Source organism: Flavobacterium sp. C4GT6, assembly GCF_036347315.1.
Classification (GTDB): Bacteria; Bacteroidota; Bacteroidia; order Flavobacteriales; family Flavobacteriaceae; genus Flavobacterium.
On the sequence record NZ_JAZGZU010000009.1, the window covers coordinates 28881 to 46641 of the forward strand.

Consider the following 17761-nt stretch of genomic DNA (forward strand, 5'->3'; position numbering starts at 1 on the left):
TTTTTATTTTTTAGAAAGTCTAAGTACTACAATATCATGTGGAGCAACTTTATCTTTAAATGCTTTTTTTGTTGTACCTATTTTTTTATGATTCCATACATCATAAATATCGTAGGTGGCAGAATCAAATGATGTTTCTAAATTAAAGATGTCGTCTTTAATGATGTGTTCTTTCCAGTTAAAGTTAATGCTTTTGTTTTCTTCGCTTCTGTTAAGGAAAGCAACAGACCAGTCGCCATTTTCAAGTGGTTTAACCCATGTTTCAAGTCCGTTGTCATTTTTGTATCTAAAACCCTGTATACCCAGTTTATCCTGGTTAATGGCAATCATGTCTTTATTGGTAAGTATCTCTAGTGTTTCTTTACTCATACTTCTAAAGTCGTTACCTGCAATAAGAGGAGATGCTACCATGCACCAAATACTAAAATGCGATTTGTCTTCGGTATCGTTCATTTCGTTACCCACTTCCATCATGTCAAAATCATTCCAATGGTCTGGTCCCGAATATTTCCTGATGCCTTTTCTCATGTCAACAATTTTCATGAAACCCCATGAAGACCAGTTTTCAGGGTGTTTGAATTCGCAGTCAAAACAAGGATAGATGTCGCCCGATATTCTCCACATGTTACCCAGTGGTTCTCCCCATTTCCAAGGTTGGTTGTCACCCCATTCGCAAAGGCTGAAAAGTATAGGTCTTCCGGCAGTTTTAAGGGCATTGCTCATTGTTGTATATGCCTCTGTAGCGTTAATACCTTCCGTATTGCACCAATCGTATTTTAAAAAATCAATACCTAATGATGCATAAAAACGTGCATCCTGATATTCATACCCTCTGGTTCCAGGATAACCTGCACATGTTTTAGTGCCTGCACAGTTGTAAAGCCCAAATTTTAAACCTTTTGAATGAACATAATCTATCAGCGCTTTCATTCCGCCAGGGAATTTTTTAGGATCAGGTATTAAGTTTCCGTTTTCATCCCTTTCACGCGCCATCCAGCCATCGTCAAGCACTATGTAGGTATATCCGGCATCTCTCATGCCCGATGATACCATGATATCGGCCGTTTGTTTTACAAGATTTTCGTCAATATTGGTAGCAAAGGTATTCCATGAGTTCCATCCCATAGGTGGCGTCATGGCAAGGCCTTCAAATTTTGTAGGTTCCTGTTTGTAAACATTTCCCTGAGCAAAAGCCGTTACACTTAGTGCCAAACTTAAAATGCTGTAAATAATTTTTTTCATTCTTAAAGCTTTATGCGAGGTTGTACTATATATTAATTATGCGGTTTATTTAAGATGCCAAAAATGTTTGTTTTAAATACTGTTTACAGTATTATTATTTTATGGTTGGTATTCATGCGGGCTATAAATGATTAAAACATTCCCTGATTTATGATTTATAATCAGGGAATGTTTCACAAAAAACAAAATTACAATGTATGAGCTTATTAGTCTACGGTATAACCGAAGTTGTCAAAATAATAATTGTGGGTTGATCCTGTAAATTCCTGGAATGAGATGTTTTGAAGGGCTTCCGGCATTCCGCCAAGCTCTTCCCAAGTGAAACGAACGTCAATCCATTCTTCGGTAGTATCAAACGCAAAGTTTGCATCTCCCCAGTTATTACCATTAAAAATAAGTACCAGTTTACCTGCATCGTCAGAACGTACAGCAAAGTGGATCCCTGTGTACTGAGAGATTTGGTCATCCCAGTTCCAGTTACCCTGTATGTTATCCCATCCGGCAATTTCTTTTTTGATAAAAGTAGTTCCTTGGTATGCATCGGCCTCATTTGTTATGTATTCATGATTGTTCCATGCTTCAATATCCCAAGGGGCGTAGAAAGCATCATCATAAATAGCAGTACCAATGGCAGTATCCCACTCAGAAGAGCCCGAAATGGTCTCAACCTGTACATATTTTCCGTTAGAACCCGCAGGAACAATCGCAACAATCTGGTTAATACTACTTGAAACAATTTCTGCCTCAACGCCATCAATAGTAACTACCGGATCAAGGAAATACCTTCCGTATATGGTGATTTCTTCTCCTTCGGCAGCATTTATCGGCTGGAAGCTTTTTAAGGTTGGAGCAGGTGGCGCAACTACAAACGAATATATTGCCGTACCGCGAGGAGTAACTACCTTAAGTTCGTTAGAAGCATTTTCATAAGGAGTATCTTCATCAATAGTTACAAAAATAACTCCGTCTGTTACAAGAGTTGGATTGAAATAAGTATCAACGTCGTTAAAATATATTTTTTCTGTACCTGTAAAACCGGCACCACGCACTATGTACATGTTGTTAGCATAACCATACTCTACAAGAGAGTCGTTTTCTGCAAAGCTAACGCTTTCAATGCTCGGTTTCCCGGGTGTAATACTGTCGTCATCACTACATGAGACTACAAATAATATTGCGAATACAGAAAGTAAGCCCAATATATGTTTTAATCTAAAGTTCTTCATAACTCTGTTTTTTAATATTAGTCAAATGAATATGGTACCGGATCTTCTAATAGTAAAGGGTTTTTAGCCACTTCATTATCAGGGTAGTCCAGGTAGAAGTCTGATTCATCCGGAGTGAAATGTTCTTCAAGATCTTTATTACCTCTGTTTTGTGCTGCCATTATAGCAATAGCCTGAGATCTTGGTATTCTTCCAAGGTCAAACCAAAAATCACCTTCAAAACAAAGTTCACGTCTTCTTTCAAGGAAAAGTTCATCAAAAGTAAATGAGCTAACACTAGGTAAACCGGCCCTGTTTCTCACAGCATTGTATGAGCTTAGTGCACCAGCATCTGAAGTGCTTCCTGCTCCGCCAAGGGTGGCTTCAGCATGTATAAGTAACAAGTCAGCATACCTCATAAGGTAAGTGTTGTTTTCCATCATATTCCAGGCATCTATAGGGCCTGTAACATCACCATTAACAATACCTATACAGTATTTTTTAATGGCTGCACCGGCTCCCTGACCGCCTATTTGGTCTGCCTCAGGAACAATAAACCCTGTTTGTTCTTCGGTACCGCTGTTAATACGAACTTTTATGTTAGGGTATTCATCACCCGGCATCATGATAGTTTCTTTTCTTCTTACATCACCCGGCTCAGTGTATACATTGAAAATAGCATCCTGAGAAGGACCAAATACACCACCATAAGAAGCATTTGATGTAGTTATTGCTGCTGTACTGATACCAAACTGAGTATTACAGTTACTGGCAGAACCATAGTTGCCATCGGTTACCCACTGGATAGCAAAAATAGATTCTTCATTGTTGTTGTTAGGGTAAGTAAATAAATCACCAAAACTTTTATCAGGTAGCGATTCACCACCAAGTAGTTTAAACTCGCCGCTGTTGATTACTTCCTCAGCCATTGCTTTAGCATCAGAGTATCTTTGCTGATACAGGTAAACCTTAGCCAGCATTGATTTAGCAGATCCCTTAGATACACGTGCATTAGCAGTGTAGTTTGAAGATCTTGTTTTGTCGTATAGATTTTCAATAGCTGCCTGATAATCCATTTCGATTAAAGTGTAAACATCTTCAATCCTGTTTTTATTGATTACAGGGTTTGATGCAAAATCAAGGTTGTTTTCAATAATTGGCACATCACCCCAAAGTCTTACTAAATAAAAGTAAGCAGTAGCTCTCATGAAATAAGCTTCTCCAATAGTGTTTTGAAGTACTTCCGGACTTACACCAGGGCCAACACGCTCTGGTAAGAAATTAATAATAAGGTTCGCCTGAGCTATATTTGCCCATAAAGAGCTCCATCCGTTAACAAGTTCAGGGTCACTACCGTTTAGAGAAAAGGTTCTCATGGCATTAACGTCACTCGATCCTGTATACATATTACCCGAACCTACTTCGGTAACTGCAAAGAAAAACTTGTTGTGAAACTGGAACCAGGTTCTGGCATACATACCGTTTGTGGCCGATGTAACCTGTTCGTTTGTGCTGTAGTAGCTGTCTAGAGAGATGGTGTCTTCCGGCGGGCGGTTTGTAAACTCTTCGGCACAGGAGGCAAGCATTGTAAGTGCTAATGCCAAACTACATATTTTGTATAGATTAAAAAATCTTTTCATTTTCATTTTTTTTAAAATTCTACATTAACTCCTACAGAAAAAGTTCTTGGTGAAGGGTATCGTCCATTATCAATACCTGTTAGTAGCTGATTTTGGTTAAATGAACCAATTTCAGGATCATAACCTTTATATTTAGTAAAGGTATGAAGGTTTTGAACCGAGCCGTAAATACGTACTCTTGACATTTTTACTTTAGAAACGATGTCCTGAGGCAGAGAGTAACCTAAAGTAAGGTTTTGGATTCTGGCATAAGATCCGTCTTCAACATAACGGCTTGATATCTGTACGTTAGTGTTAGCATTACCGGGAACTATCCTTGGGATATTAGTATCAGTATTTTCAGGTGTCCAGTAATTAGCAGCATCGGTAAGTGCATTTTGGTATAGCTGTCCGTTTTGTGTTCCGTTTCTGTAAGTAAGGTTCATTACATCGTTGCCGTAAGATCCCTGTACAAAAACAGAAAGATCGAAGTTTTTGTATTTAAAAGTATTAGTAAAACCAAAAGTAAAGTCCGGGTGAGGGTTACCTATAAATGTTTTATCATTTGCATCTATAACACCATCTCCGTTAACGTCTTTGTACTGAACATCACCAAGCCATGTTTGACCAACGCCCTCTCCAACAGACTGGTCAAACTGTATAGGAGCATTGTTAAGCTGATCCATAGTTTGGAACAGGCCTACTACTTCATATCCGTAGAACATACCAATAGGAGAACCTACTTCGGTATTAGTTACAACTACAGGCTGGTAACCGTTAGTGTTTACTTCCTGAGTTAGTGATAAACCGTTAGACAGGCTTGTTAGCTCATTTTTATAGTGTGAGAATACAAGAGTTGAACTCCATGAAAAATCACCTGAGCCTTTTGTATTGTAGTTTAAGGTAATATCATAACCTCTGTTTTCCATTTCACCAAGGTTAGAGTATGGAGCATCAACACCACCATATTGGCCACCACCACCTGTTAGGTATAAAGGCCACGGCATTTGGAAAAGGAATCCGTCTGATTTTTTAATATAGTAGTCAAGGTTAGCCGATAGCCTACCGCCAAGTACTGTAAAGTCAAGACCAAAGTTTGTTTGTTGCATTGACTCCCAGGTTAAATCAGGATTAGGGAAGTTTGAAGGAAGGAAACCAGGACCAATGCCAGAGTTTTGCTGACCAAGATAAGCAGTATACCTGTTGTTAGGAATTTGCTGGTTACCTGTTTCACCATAACCTATCCTGAACTTAATGTTGTCTATATATTTACGTGTACCTTCCATGAACGACTCGTTAGAAAGCTTCCACGAAACAGCAACTGCAGGGAAGTAACCCCACTGGTTATCTGTAGTTGGGTCAAATTTAGACGAACGGTCTGCCCTCCATGAAGCCGAAAGTCCGTAGCGATCATTGAAGTCATAAATTAAACGTCCGAAAAATGAGTATAAAGCCTGGCTGCCTTTGTAGCTTGTTACTTTATTTTGTGCAGGATCACTAAGGTTTAAACCGTAAACATTGTTAGTTTGGAAACCTGTACCTGTTGCAACAAGACCTTCCCAGTGGCTGTCGTTAGCTTCCTGACCGGCAAGTAATGTGAAGTTATGTTTGCCTAAGCTTTTTGTATAAGTAAGCAGGTTTTTAATGTTAACCGAGTACCAGTTTTGTCTTCTTTCCATTAAGTCGGCACTTGGGTTAGTTTGTACACCCCAGCTGTAAGAAGGAGTAAAATCGGTATTTTCAGAGAATTCAGTATTAGCACCAACTTCAATTCTGTATTTTAGTCCGTCAATAATATCAGCTTCAGCAAAAACATTTCCAAGGAAATTTTTTCGTACCAGTTTGTTGTCTTTAACAAGCGCCTCAGCAACCGGGTTAAAGTAAGTAGAGTTAAGGTCGTTGCTTGTAGGTCCTGCAAAACTTCCGTCAGGATTTCTAACAGGGATATCAGGAGACTGTAGTAGCGTATTACTTATTATACCACCATAACTCTGGTTAATGGTAAGTTTTTCGTTAGTAATACCGGTGTTTGCATTTACACCTACTTTTAACCAGCTTTTAACCTGTGAGTCAAGGTTAACACGCATGGTGTATCTTTTGTATCCTGATCCTAAAAGTATACCTTCCTGGTCAAGGAAACCACCTGATATATAATATCTTGTAGCATCTTTAGCTCCAGAGAATGAAAGCTGATGGCTGTGTGAATATGCTGTTTGGTATACTTCATCCTGCCAGTCAGTACCTGATCCTAAAAGTTCAGGATGCTGGAATTCAGGACGGAAGTCTGATTCGTTAAAACCATAAGCCAGCCATAATGCTTTTTGCTGTCTGGCATAGCCCTGTAAGTCCAAAACGTCTAGTTTTTTGTAAATATTCTGGATAGAAGTGTAGCCTTCGTAAGCAATTTTACCTTCACCCTTTCTACCTGATTTTGTAGTAATAATGATTACACCGTTAGCTCCCCTTGAACCATAGATGGCTGTAGCCGAGGCATCTTTAAGGATGTCTATAGAGAGGATGTCGTTAGGGTTAATCATGGAAAGCGGACTCACAGCGTTGTTACCTGCGCCTCCGTTTGAAGAGAAATCACTGCCTGATATAGGTCTTCCACTGGTAGAAATATTAGTACCGTCACCTGAAATTGGCACACCGTCTATAATATATAAAGGCTCGTTAGTACCTGAAATTGATGTTGTACCACGAACCCTGATTGAAACAGCACTACCCGGCTGTCCGCTATTATTTGTTACTGAAACACCTGCTGCTTTACCCTGAATCATTTGGTCTACAGTGGTTTGTTTTAGGTTTTCAATGTCTTTCGTACGAATGCTGGATACCGCACTGTTTACATCATCTTTCTTTTGAGCACCGTAACCAATTATGACTACATCGTCAAGAAGTTGTGAGTTTTCCGCAAGGGTAACGTTAAGTACGTTACGACCTTTTACCGCTATTTCCTGGGTTTCATATCCTATAAAGGTATATACAAGAACAGCATTTTCAGGCGCTTCGATGGCATAATTTCCATCAATATCAGTAGCAATGGCTGTGTTACTACCCTTAACGCTAACATTGGCTCCCGGTATACCAAAGCCAGTGTTATCTGTCACGGTACCTGTAACAGTGGTTTGCGCCTGCAACGCACTAAAAGAGCAAAACAAAAGCAGGTACAATAATGTATTGCCGCGTTTTAGCCAATTAGTAAAATAAAGTAATGTAATCCCCATAATTAATTTGTGTTAGGTTAGTTACTAATTTCTAAATAAATAAACACTTTAATTTTGCTTTCGGTAATTTTAGAGTTCATTTATTGATAAAAACAAATTTATGGGAGATGTTAAGCGTTTGTTAATATTATTTTATCATTTAATGATAATATTTTCTCTAACGTTTGCGTAAATAATATATCATAAAAATATACTTACTTTTGTAAGGATAATTAATGTATTGAGTGTCAGTGGTTAAAATATCGTAAAGCAAAGGTTTTAAGGTGTATTTTTTAGTCAGCTTTAGCTTATAAAAAGCGTTTCATTCCATAAAATTCGTCCCTGTATTGGCTTGGAGTTGTGTTCTTTATGCTTTTAAATATGCGGTTAAAGTTGGCAATATTGTTAAAGCCCGACTTAAATGCAATTTCTGATATGCTCAAATCTTTTTCTATAAGCCATCTTGCAGCATAACCTACTCTTATATCATTAAGGTAGTTAACAAATGTTTTTCCGGTTCGTTTCTTTATAAAACGATTAAACGATACCGGGCTCATACTTGTAATATCAGACACTTCATCAAGTGTAATCTTGTTAGAGAAATTTTTTTGTATGTGCTCGTATACCAGTTTCATTTTATCATCATCTTCAAAAGTATCATGATCTACGGTGAAGGTGGAAAGTAGTCGCTGGTTTCTGGAATTAGCCATGTCATGAAGTATGGAGATAATTTCCAGAAAGTAATCCATTCCATCCAGTTTAGAAATGCTTATCAGTCTGTTAGCTAGTTCTTCGCCTGTTTTTTTAGAGAACAGTATACCGTGGTTAGATCGGTTAAACATGTCTTTAATAGGCATCATTATACGTCGTGATAATAACGAATCGCTAAACAGGTCGTTGTGAAACTGTATGGTTATTTCGTGTACTTTTTTGTTTTTACAGGTATTCATTTCCCATCCGTGATGCAGGTTTGGGCCAACCAGTACCAGTTCTACATCATCTATTTCCTCTATGTGATCTCCCACAATTCTTTTTACACCTTTACCATTAAGTATAAAGTTAATTTCATACTCAGGGTGATAATGTATAGGGAAGTCAAAACTATCTTTAATCCTGTCAAAAACTAGGAAACTATCACCTTTAGATAGTGGCGGAATTTCTCTGTGAAATTTTTGAGTGTTCATTTGTATGTTTTTATTTGCAATTATATGATATAATATTGATAAAATAATATTAACTTAAATTTAAGACTAAAATTATCTTTGACATTATCAAAAAAGTGCGTTTAAAATTGTGCTTTGTTAAATATTAAGGTCAATAAATTAAGAATTTATCAAGTTTAAAGCATTCTCTTTAAACCAACTACAAATTTAAATGAAAAATAAGATATCGATACTGTTACTTGCTTTAGCTGTAGTTTCCTGCGGGAAATCAGGCAGTAAGGAGGAAGTAACAGCCAGTCAGGAAGAAAAAGAGGTGGCTGTAGGTGTTTTGGCAGATAAAAATGCTACAGTACAAACAGTTACTTTGTATAAAAACCTTTTTAAATTAAGAGAAAAGGGATATATGTTCGGTCATCAGGACGACCTTGCTTATGGTGTGGAGTGGAAATATGAAGAGGGTAGAAGTGATGTTAAAGATGTTACCGGAGACTATCCTGCGGTATACGGTTGGGATATAGGAAGGATAGAGAATAATGTCGATAAAAACCTTGACGGAGTGCCTTTTGATAAAATGAGGCAGTTTATAAAGGAGGTGTACGACAGAGGAGGTGTAAACACCATAAGCTGGCACGTAAACAATCCGTTGAGCGGAGGAGATGCATGGGATAATCCTGAAGGTACGGTAGCATCAATACTTCCTGAAGGTTCTAAGCACGAAGTTTATAAAGATTGGCTGGATAATGCGGCTGCATTTTTCCTTTCCTTAAAAGGTAGTGACGGTAATTTGGTGCCAATTCTATACAGGCCTTACCATGAGTTTACAGGCGACTGGTTTTGGTGGTGTAAAAATACTACCAGTCCTGAGCAATTTAAACAGCTATGGAAATTTACGGTAGATTATTTTGAGCAAAAGGGAGTGCATAACCTTATATATGTATACAATACGTCAGATGCTAATGTGAAAACCAAAGCCGACTTTTTAGAATACTATCCTGGTGATGAATATGTAGATATGATGAGTTTTGATGCTTATCAAACCGGTGAAGGCGAAAAGCTTAAAGAGTATGCAGATAACGTACACAGTTTAATTGGTGTAATGCAACAGGCAGCCCAAGAACACGGCAAGCTTACCGCAATAGCAGAAACAGGTTATGAGGCTATACCTTATGAGAAATGGTGGACAGAAACCTTAACTAACGCAATAGGTGATTATAAAATATCATACGTGTTGTTATGGAGAAATCATGGGTGGAATGAGTACATGAATCCGCCAAGAATGCATTACTATGCACCATACAACGGGCATGTACACAAAGCTGATTTTGTAGAGTACTACAATCAGGACAGGGTGCTGTTCCAAAAAGAAGTGACTAAACAGAATTTATACCAATAAGCTAAAAGCTGTAATAGCAGCTATTTCTAAATATGAGATTAACAGCGATAGACTTAACAATAATAGCAGTGTATTTTTTAATGATGATTGTTATAGGAATCATTATGAAAAACCGTGCAAAAAAGAGTAAGGACAGTTACCTTATGGGGGGTAAAAAGCTCCCTTGGTACATGCTTGGGCTAAGTGATGCCAGTGATATGTTTGACATTAGTGGTACTATGCTTTTAGTGAGTATGGCCTTTTTATATGGTTTTAAAAGTGTCTGGATACCATGGATGTGGCCTGTTTTCAATCAGGTGTTTCTTATGGTTTTTCTGAGTAAATGGCTAAGGAGAAGTAATGCTACTACCGGAGCCGAATGGCTGGGCACCCGCTTCGGGCTTAGTGATAAAGGGGTAAAGCAAAGCCATGCTGTGGTAGTTGTTTTTGCACTTATGCTATGTGTGGGCTATATGGCTTATGCCTTTGTGGGTGTGGGTGAGTTCCTTGAGATATTTATTCCTTATGAAAGCGTAAAAGAGGTATTCCCGTTCCTGGATCAGCATGTAGATGCTTTCCAGGTTGGAACTCCGGCTTATGAAACAGCTCTGTATGAAGCAAAAGATCTTACGGCAAAATTCTATGGTGTAAGTATATGTCTTGTGGCTACATTCTATAGTATTGTAGGGGGTATGCACGGTATCGTTTTGGCCGATTTTATCAAGTACATGATTATGATTGTATGTTCGCTGTTTGTGGGTAGTATCGCTATGATGCACCTGGCCGATTCAGGAATTGCAATTAAAGATATGATGCCTGTAGGGTGGGATAGCCCTATGTTTGGCTGGGAATTGGGTCTTGAATGGCAAAATATCCTTGCTGATGCACAGGTGAAACTGGAAAAGGATGGGTACAAACTATTCTCGGCTATTGTTGGGATGATGTTCTTCTCGGGTGTGCTTAAAAGTTTAGCCGGACCTGCGCCAAACTACGATTGCCAGAAGATATTAAGTACCAAGTCTCCGGAAGAAGCGAGTAAGATGAGCGGATTCATTTCTATTATCCTGCTTCCTATCCGTTATTTTATGACAATGGGACTTTGTATACTGGGTATACTTTACTTTAAAGACTTAACCCTTGGACAAACTGCCGACGGAATTAACTTTGAAAGTATAATGCCGGCTGTAATTAATAAATACCTTCCTGTAGGGTTGGTAGGACTTGTACTGGCGGGTTTCCTTGGGGCATTTATGAGTAACTTCTCGGGGACGCTTAATGCAGGGCAGGCTTATTTAGTAAACGATATTTACCTGAAATTTATAAAACCCGATGCCGACAGGAAGAAAATTATCACAATGAGTTATCTGTCGGGTACGGTGATGGTTATACTGGGTGTTGGTTTAGGGCTTTTGATTAAAGATGTAAACATGATCTTTAATATTATTACTGCCGGACTTTATGGCGGGTTTGTATGTGCCAATGTACTTAAATGGTACTGGTGGCGCTTTAATGCAAACGGATTCTTTTGGGGTATGCTTGCGGGTATTATTGCCAGCGCCATCCCTCCGGCATTATCAGTAAGTGGTGTGACCGATTATTTTGACGGTACCCGTATGCTGTATTACTTCCCTGTGTTTATCATTATTCAGTTTGTGGCTTGTGTAGCAGGTTCTTATGCAGCACCTCCTACGAACCAGGAAACACTAATAGATTTCTATAAAACAGTAAGACCGTGGGGTTTCTGGAAGCCAATTAAAGAGGCGGCTCAGGCTCAGGATCCAACTATTGTGGAAAACAAAAACTTTGGTATCAATATGGCAAATGTAGCCATGGGGATTACCGGACAGATACTGTTAACATTACTCCCTATGTATTTTATTCTTTCAAAATGGACAGGGTTTGCCATAGTGCTGGTACTAATGATGATAATAGTGATGATAATGAAACGTACCTGGTGGAACAGGCTTACCGACTTCTAAAAGAATAAACAAAAACTTGAATTTAATATAGATTATTATATGGCTAGTGAGATGATTACAAATAACCAGGTAAGAATACCTAACTATGAATCCTTGGTTAAAAAACATCAGGAACTGATTGAAAGAAAAAATACCCCGGTAGAAGATACCAATGGTATTTATACAAGATATAAAAACCCTGTAGTTACGGCAGCCCATACTCCTGTAGAATGGAGGTATGACCTTAATGCGGCAACTAATCCGTTTGGCATGGAGCGCATTGGTATGAATGCTGCTTTTAATGCCGGAGCCATGAAATGGAACGGTAAGTATATTTTGGCTGTACGTACAGAAGGAGTAGACAGGAAGTCGTTTTTTGCAATTGCCGAAAGCCCTAACGGTGTAGATAACTTCAAATTTTGGGAAAAGCCGTGTGTAATCCCTCAGCTTGATGAACCGGATACCAATGTGTATGACATGAGGCTTATTGAGCACGAAGACGGATGGATTTATGGTATTTTCTGTACAGAAAGAAAAGACCTTAATGCTCCAAAAGGCGATACCAGTGCGGCAGTTGCTAATGCAGGTATTGTAAGGACTAAAGATTTGGTAAACTGGGAACGATTACCTGATTTGGTATCGAATACAGGACAGCAGCGTAATGTGGTTCTTCATCCGGAGTTTGTAAACGGGAAGTATGCATTATATACCCGTCCGCAGGATGGCTTTATTGATGTAGGTAGCGGAGGAGGAATAGGTCTTGGTTTTATTGACAATATGATAAATCCGGTTGTTAAGGACGAGAAAATTATTTGTGGTAAAGTATATCACACGGTATATGAGCTTAAAAACGGACTTGGACCTGCCCCTATAAAAACAGAAAAAGGCTGGTTGCATTTGGCACACGGTGTACGTAACACTGCTGCCGGACTGCGCTATACACTATATATGTTCATGACCGATCTTAACGATATCTCTAAAGTAACACATCAGCCGGCAGGTCATTTTATGGGGCCTGAAGGGGAAGAGAGAGTAGGTGACGTTTCTAACGTATTATTCTCTAACGGTTGGGTAGCAGATGAAAACGGTACTGTGTATATTTATTATGCTTCTTCAGATACACGTATGCACGTGGCAGTTTCTACAGTAAATAAGTTGGTGGATTATGTAATGAACACTCCGGAAGATACTTTTACATCGGCAGGGTCGGTAAATACAATTATTGCTCAGGTAGAAAACAACAAAAAGTTTTTGTAATGGAATTAAAGTCACAAATGCATAATGAGCTACGCTCAATTTTGGATTATTGGTTTAACAACGCAATAGACGAAAAGAACGGAGGCTTTATTGGAACCATTGACTATACAGAGACTAAACAATATAATGACCCAAAAGGTTCAGTACTAAATGCCCGTATTTTATGGGCATTTTCTGCTTCCTATCCCATCACTCAAAATAAGGAGCACCTGCAAATGGCCGAAAGGGCTTTTAATTATATTGCCCGTTATTTTTATGACAGGGAACATGGTGGTATTTTTTGGAGCCTAAATTATGACGGTACTCCAAACGATACCAAAAATCAAATCTATGCACTGGCGTTTACTATATATGGCTTGTCTGAATTTTATGCAGCTTCCGGAAATGAAGAGGCGCTTAAAATGGCAATAGCGCTGTATGAAAAAATAGAAGAACACAGCTTTGATTCGGTACATAAAGGCTACTTTGAAGCCTTTACAAGGGATTGGCAGCCTATAGATGATTTGCGCCTTAGTGATAAGGATGCTAATGAGAAAAAAACCATGAACACACATCTCCATATTGTAGAGGCTTATGCTAACCTTTACAGAGTATGGAAGGATGAAAAACTGAAACAGGTAACTATAGGTCTTCTGGAGACGATAGATAAGTACTTTATTAATACCGATACCAAACACCTAAGACTGTTCTTTAATGAGGAATGGGTAGAAAAGGAAGACGTTGTTTCTTACGGACATGATATTGAGGCAGCGTGGTTGCTGCAATGGTGTGCTGAAGCTATAGAGGATGAAAACCTTACTGCTATCTATAAAAAGCATGCTATGATACTTACCGAAGGTGCTCTTGAAGGATTGGATACTGACGGAGGTTTATGGTATGAGCTGGAAATGCACAACAACCATATGATTGAGGAAAAACACTGGTGGCCACAGTCAGAGTTATGGATTGGCTTAGTGAATGCATGGCAGCTAACAGGAGATAAAAAATACCTTGACCTTACCCAAAAGAACTGGGAATTCGTTCAGCAGTATATACTGGATAAAGCCAACGGTGAATGGGTTTGGGGTGTGAATAAAGATTATTCGCTTATTGAAAAAGATAAGGCCGGTTTTTGGAAATGTCCGTACCATAACTCAAGGGCATGTATCGAACTTATTAAAAGACTGCCTTAATTGAAGGAATAGTACACATTTTTGACAAAAAACAAGTAGTTCGAAAACGTTTGAAATCTTAATTTTCAAAAACCTAACACATTATAAAATTATTAGCTTTTTTGCCCTGAAAAACCAATGATTCCTAAACGAAACTACTATGAAATCGAATTACAGTTCAGCACTTGCCGCATTGTTTCTTTCATGTATAACTTTTACAGGTTGTTCGTTTGACAGCGACAATAACATTATAGAAGAAACAATTGATGAGCCCGTTGAAACCGTTGACGAACTTACCGTAGCCAATGTTCGCAGTTATATGGTGGATGCCAATGCTACTAATGAAACCGTAGCTTTATTCTACAATTTATACCACCTTTCAAAAACACAGTTTTTAGTAGGGCAACAGGATGCCTTTAATGGTTTTTATAATAATGATGCAGGAGATTCAGACATGAAGAAAGCTACGGGTAATGATCCGGCTTTACTAGGGTCTGATTTTATGTTTATTACCGATGATCAAAATAATGAGCAACCTGATAACTGGTTCTATCAGCAGGAAATCCTTATAACAGATGATGTTAAGGAAGCTTACAGTAAGGGTATGGTAAATATTTTCAGCTGGCATTTCAGGGAGCCTTTTGAAGGAGAGAGCTTTTATACCAGTGATATGACCGATTATCAAAAGTACAGTGCTTTCCCCAGTTTGCTGCCGGGAGGTTTATACCACGACTATTACAAAGCTAAACTGGATAAGGTAGCCAGTGTGCTTTCTAACCTAAAGGATAATAACGATAATTTAATACCTGTAATCTTCAGGCCGTTCCATGAGTTTGACGGAAACTGGTTTTGGTGGGGTAGTGCTTACTGTACTCCGGCGCAATATCAACACGTATGGCAATTTACGGTGGAGTATTTAAGGGATACAAAGCAGGTACATAATGTGATTTATGCCTTCTCTCCAGATAATTCATACACAACAGAGAGTCAGTATTTAAACCGTTACCCGGGTGATGCCTATGTGGATATGCTGGGTATGGATAACTATGGTGATTTCAACAATCAGGGTACGGCTGGAGTTGCTACAGCAAACGCTAAACTTAAAATGATTTCAGATTTAGCGAAGGAAAAGGTTAAAATCGCAGCAATGACAGAAACTGGCTTTCAGATAAATTCTTTAAATAGTCCTATTGACCATTTCTTTTCTGATTATATTTACAGCGCAATGACTAACAATGATGTGGAATTGGCGTTTGTAATGTTTTGGGTAAATTCACAAGATGGGTATTATGTTCCGCCGGCGGGACAAACAGATACTCAGGATTTTGTAACTTTTGCCAACAAAACGGGAAGCGTATTACAAAACGATATTCCTGATATGTATACTTTACCATAGGAATAAATGGATATAACAGACACAAAGATGCTTCCGGCATCGTTAGAACAGTTTATTAAAGAGACAAGTATCGTTTCTTTTGCTCCGGGCAGGATTAATCTTTTAGGTGAACATACCGATTATAATGACGGTTTTGTTATGCCTGCCTCTATAGACAAAAGAATGTATTTTGTACTTACACCAAGGCAGGATAGTACTATCAACCTGAAAAGCCTGGATATGAAACAGGATTTTTCAATAGCTATTGAAAACCTAACCAAAACAGACCACAAAATCTGGGCTAATTACATTTTAGGTGTAGTAGACGGTTTTATTAAAAAAGGTTTAAAGGTTAAAGGGTTCGATGCCGTTTTTACAGGCAATATTCCTATTGGGGCGGGGGTGTCATCTTCAGCTGCTTTAGAGTGTGCTGTTGCGGTAACTTTAAACGCCTATACCAATGCAGGTTTGGATAAAAGCACTTTAGCACAAATAGCCCAAAAGGCCGAACATAATTTTGCAGGAGTGCAGTGTGGTATAATGGATCAGTTTGCCAGTGTATTCGGTAAGAAGGATACCCTTATAAAACTGGATTGTCGTTCACTACAATACGAATACAAACCGTTAAAACTTGAAGGAGCAAATCTTTTGCTGTTTGATAGTAATGTTAAGCACTCTCTGGCATCTTCAGAATATAATGTGAGGAGAAAACAATGTGAAGAAGGCGTGGCTATGGTAAAAAAATATGTACCACTGGTAGACAGCCTTCGTGATGTATCTCTCGAAATGCTTGACAAATATGTATACCCTAATAATGCAGTTGTATATAACCGCTGCCGTTATGTGGTAGAAGAGAACCAGCGTGTACAGCAGGTAGCTGCTTTTCTTGAAGCAGGCAACCTTAAAGCTGTTGGACAAAAAATGTTTGAAACCCATGCCGGGTTAAGAGGCTTGTATGAGGTAAGCTGCAAAGAATTAGATTTTTTGGTTTCGGCAGTAAGTGATAATCCTAATGTTTTAGGTGCACGATTAATGGGAGGTGGCTTTGGTGGCTGTACCATTAACCTAATAAAAACAGATGCTGTTGATGAGGTAATCCAACAGGTAGGAGAAAGTTATCACAAACAATATAATAAAGAACTGAAAGTGTACCCTGTAAGTATAGGGGATGGCGCTACCGTAATACAAAATGGATAAGAATTTAAACGAATACCCACACAGGAGATATAATGCCTTAACCGGAGAATGGGTACTGGTTTCCCCACACAGGAGCAAACGCCCGTGGCAGGGACAGGTAGAGAAACATTCGGCAGAGGTAAGGCCTCAGTACGATCCGGGCTGTTATTTATGTCCGGGTAATTCCCGTTCGGGAGGAGAACAAAATCCGGATTATAAGGACGTGTATGTTTTTACTAACGACTTTTCTGCCCTATTAAAAGATTCACCTGATTTTGATGTTGTTGAAGACGATATTTTTAAAGCAGAATCAGAAAAAGGTATTTGCAGGGTAATATGTTTTTCGCCAGATCATAGCCTGACGGTTCCGCAAATGAAGGTAGAAGACATAAGGAAAGTAGTCGATTTATGGATTGAGGAATACCAAACACTTGGCAGTGACCCAGAGATTAATTACGTACAGATATTTGAGAATAAAGGCGAGATAATGGGATGTAGTAACCCGCATCCGCACGGACAGATATGGGCTTCCCAAAAACTTCCGGTCGAGCCTTCAAAAAAACAGCACTCCCAGCAGGAGTATTTCCAAAAACACGGGAGTACATTATTGTCAGACTATTTGCAAAAGGAACTTCAAAAAGACGAACGTGTAATTTTTGAAAACAACCATTTTGCTGCTGTAGTACCCTTTTGGGCAACATGGCCTTATGAGGCTATGATTATCCCTAAGCGCGCCATGGCAAGAATTACCGATATGACCAATGATGAGAAAACAGCTTTAGCCGAAACCTATAAAAGGCTAACCATGATATATGATAAAGTATTTGATGTTTCATTCCCGTATTCAGCAGGTATACATCAGGCACCTACAGATGGTAAGGAGCATAACGAATGGCACTGGCATATGGCTTTCTATCCGCCATTGTTACGTTCGGCTACGGTAAAAAAATTCATGGTAGGATACGAAATGCTGGCTACGCCGCAAAGGGATATAACGCCCGAATCGGCAGCACAAATACTTAAAAACCTAAACTAAA

At 38.8% G+C, this 17761-nt stretch carries 12 protein-coding genes; 7 read left to right on the forward strand and 5 right to left on the reverse strand.

Going from position 1 to position 17761, the window contains the following annotated elements; genetic code table 11:
- Positions 1 to 3: 3 nt before the first annotated feature.
- From V3Z67_RS11625 to V3Z67_RS11645, 5 genes are all read right to left on the reverse strand, one after another.
- On the reverse strand, positions 4 to 1242 hold the full coding sequence (locus V3Z67_RS11625; RefSeq protein WP_330443472.1) for a glycoside hydrolase family 27 protein: 1239 nt from the start codon (positions 1240 to 1242) through the stop codon (positions 4 to 6).
- Between the two features lie 206 nt (positions 1243 to 1448).
- Entirely contained in the window at positions 1449 to 2468 is a 1020-nt protein-coding gene (locus V3Z67_RS11630; protein ID WP_330443473.1) for an IPT/TIG domain-containing protein, read from the reverse strand.
- Positions 2469 to 2485: 17 nt separating this feature from the next.
- On the reverse strand, positions 2486 to 4087 hold the full coding sequence (locus V3Z67_RS11635; protein ID WP_330443474.1) for a RagB/SusD family nutrient uptake outer membrane protein: 1602 nt from the start codon (positions 4085 to 4087) through the stop codon (positions 2486 to 2488).
- An 11-nt stretch (positions 4088 to 4098) separates the two neighbouring features.
- A complete protein-coding gene (locus V3Z67_RS11640; RefSeq protein WP_330443475.1) occupies positions 4099 to 7293 on the reverse strand; it encodes a SusC/RagA family TonB-linked outer membrane protein in 3195 nt (1064 codons plus the stop codon).
- 287 nt (positions 7294 to 7580) lie between these two features.
- Positions 7581 to 8456 (reverse strand): AraC family transcriptional regulator, encoded by an 876-nt coding sequence (locus V3Z67_RS11645; RefSeq protein ID WP_157481395.1) that lies wholly within the window; start codon positions 8454 to 8456, stop codon positions 7581 to 7583.
- 190 nt (positions 8457 to 8646) lie between these two features.
- On the opposite strand from V3Z67_RS11645, the gene V3Z67_RS11650 reads away from it, so the two are divergent.
- From V3Z67_RS11650 to V3Z67_RS11680, 7 genes are all read left to right on the forward strand, one after another.
- Positions 8647 to 9828 carry a glycoside hydrolase family 26 protein gene (locus tag V3Z67_RS11650; RefSeq protein WP_330443476.1) on the forward strand — a complete coding sequence of 394 codons (1182 nt, stop codon included), beginning with the start codon at positions 8647 to 8649 and terminating at the stop codon, positions 9826 to 9828.
- Between the two features lie 32 nt (positions 9829 to 9860).
- Positions 9861 to 11786, forward strand: a complete 1926-nt coding sequence (locus V3Z67_RS11655) for a sodium:solute symporter family protein (RefSeq protein ID WP_330443477.1) — start codon at positions 9861 to 9863, stop codon at positions 11784 to 11786.
- A gap of 39 nt (positions 11787 to 11825) precedes the next feature.
- Positions 11826 to 13022, forward strand: coding sequence for a glycoside hydrolase family 130 protein (locus V3Z67_RS11660; protein WP_330443478.1), 1197 nt, complete (start codon positions 11826 to 11828; stop codon positions 13020 to 13022).
- Entirely contained in the window at positions 13022 to 14194 is a 1173-nt protein-coding gene (locus V3Z67_RS11665) for an AGE family epimerase/isomerase (RefSeq protein WP_330443479.1), read from the forward strand. Before V3Z67_RS11660 ends, V3Z67_RS11665 begins: the two co-directional genes overlap by 1 nt.
- 139 nt (positions 14195 to 14333) lie before the next feature.
- A complete protein-coding gene (locus V3Z67_RS11670; RefSeq protein WP_330443480.1) occupies positions 14334 to 15569 on the forward strand; it encodes a glycoside hydrolase family 26 protein in 1236 nt (411 codons plus the stop codon).
- 6 nt (positions 15570 to 15575) lie between these two features.
- A complete protein-coding gene (galK, locus tag V3Z67_RS11675) occupies positions 15576 to 16745 on the forward strand; it encodes a galactokinase (protein WP_330443481.1) in 1170 nt (389 codons plus the stop codon).
- A complete protein-coding gene (locus tag V3Z67_RS11680; RefSeq protein WP_330443482.1) occupies positions 16738 to 17760 on the forward strand; it encodes a UDP-glucose--hexose-1-phosphate uridylyltransferase in 1023 nt (340 codons plus the stop codon). Before galK ends, V3Z67_RS11680 begins: the two co-directional genes overlap by 8 nt.
- Position 17761 lies beyond the last annotated feature (1 nt).

Bases quoted from the DNA above. Each gene is read 5' to 3' on its own strand.
- V3Z67_RS11660 (WP_330443478.1), top strand. From the start codon at position 11,826: ATGGCTAGTGAGATGATTACAAATAACCAGGTAAGAATACCTAACTAT.
- V3Z67_RS11630 (WP_330443473.1), bottom strand. From the start codon at position 2,468: ATGAAGAACTTTAGATTAAAACATATATTGGGCTTACTTTCTGTATTC.
- V3Z67_RS11655 (WP_330443477.1), top strand. From the start codon at position 9,861: ATGAGATTAACAGCGATAGACTTAACAATAATAGCAGTGTATTTTTTA.
- V3Z67_RS11670 (WP_330443480.1), top strand. From the start codon at position 14,334: ATGAAATCGAATTACAGTTCAGCACTTGCCGCATTGTTTCTTTCATGT.
- V3Z67_RS11680 (WP_330443482.1), top strand. From the start codon at position 16,738: ATGGATAAGAATTTAAACGAATACCCACACAGGAGATATAATGCCTTA.
- galK (WP_330443481.1), top strand. From the start codon at position 15,576: ATGGATATAACAGACACAAAGATGCTTCCGGCATCGTTAGAACAGTTT.
- V3Z67_RS11625 (WP_330443472.1), bottom strand. From the start codon at position 1,242: ATGAAAAAAATTATTTACAGCATTTTAAGTTTGGCACTAAGTGTAACG.
- V3Z67_RS11640 (WP_330443475.1), bottom strand. From the start codon at position 7,293: ATGGGGATTACATTACTTTATTTTACTAATTGGCTAAAACGCGGCAAT.
- V3Z67_RS11645 (WP_157481395.1), bottom strand. From the start codon at position 8,456: ATGAACACTCAAAAATTTCACAGAGAAATTCCGCCACTATCTAAAGGT.
- V3Z67_RS11635 (WP_330443474.1), bottom strand. From the start codon at position 4,087: ATGAAAAGATTTTTTAATCTATACAAAATATGTAGTTTGGCATTAGCA.
- V3Z67_RS11650 (WP_330443476.1), top strand. From the start codon at position 8,647: ATGAAAAATAAGATATCGATACTGTTACTTGCTTTAGCTGTAGTTTCC.
- V3Z67_RS11665 (WP_330443479.1), top strand. From the start codon at position 13,022: ATGGAATTAAAGTCACAAATGCATAATGAGCTACGCTCAATTTTGGAT.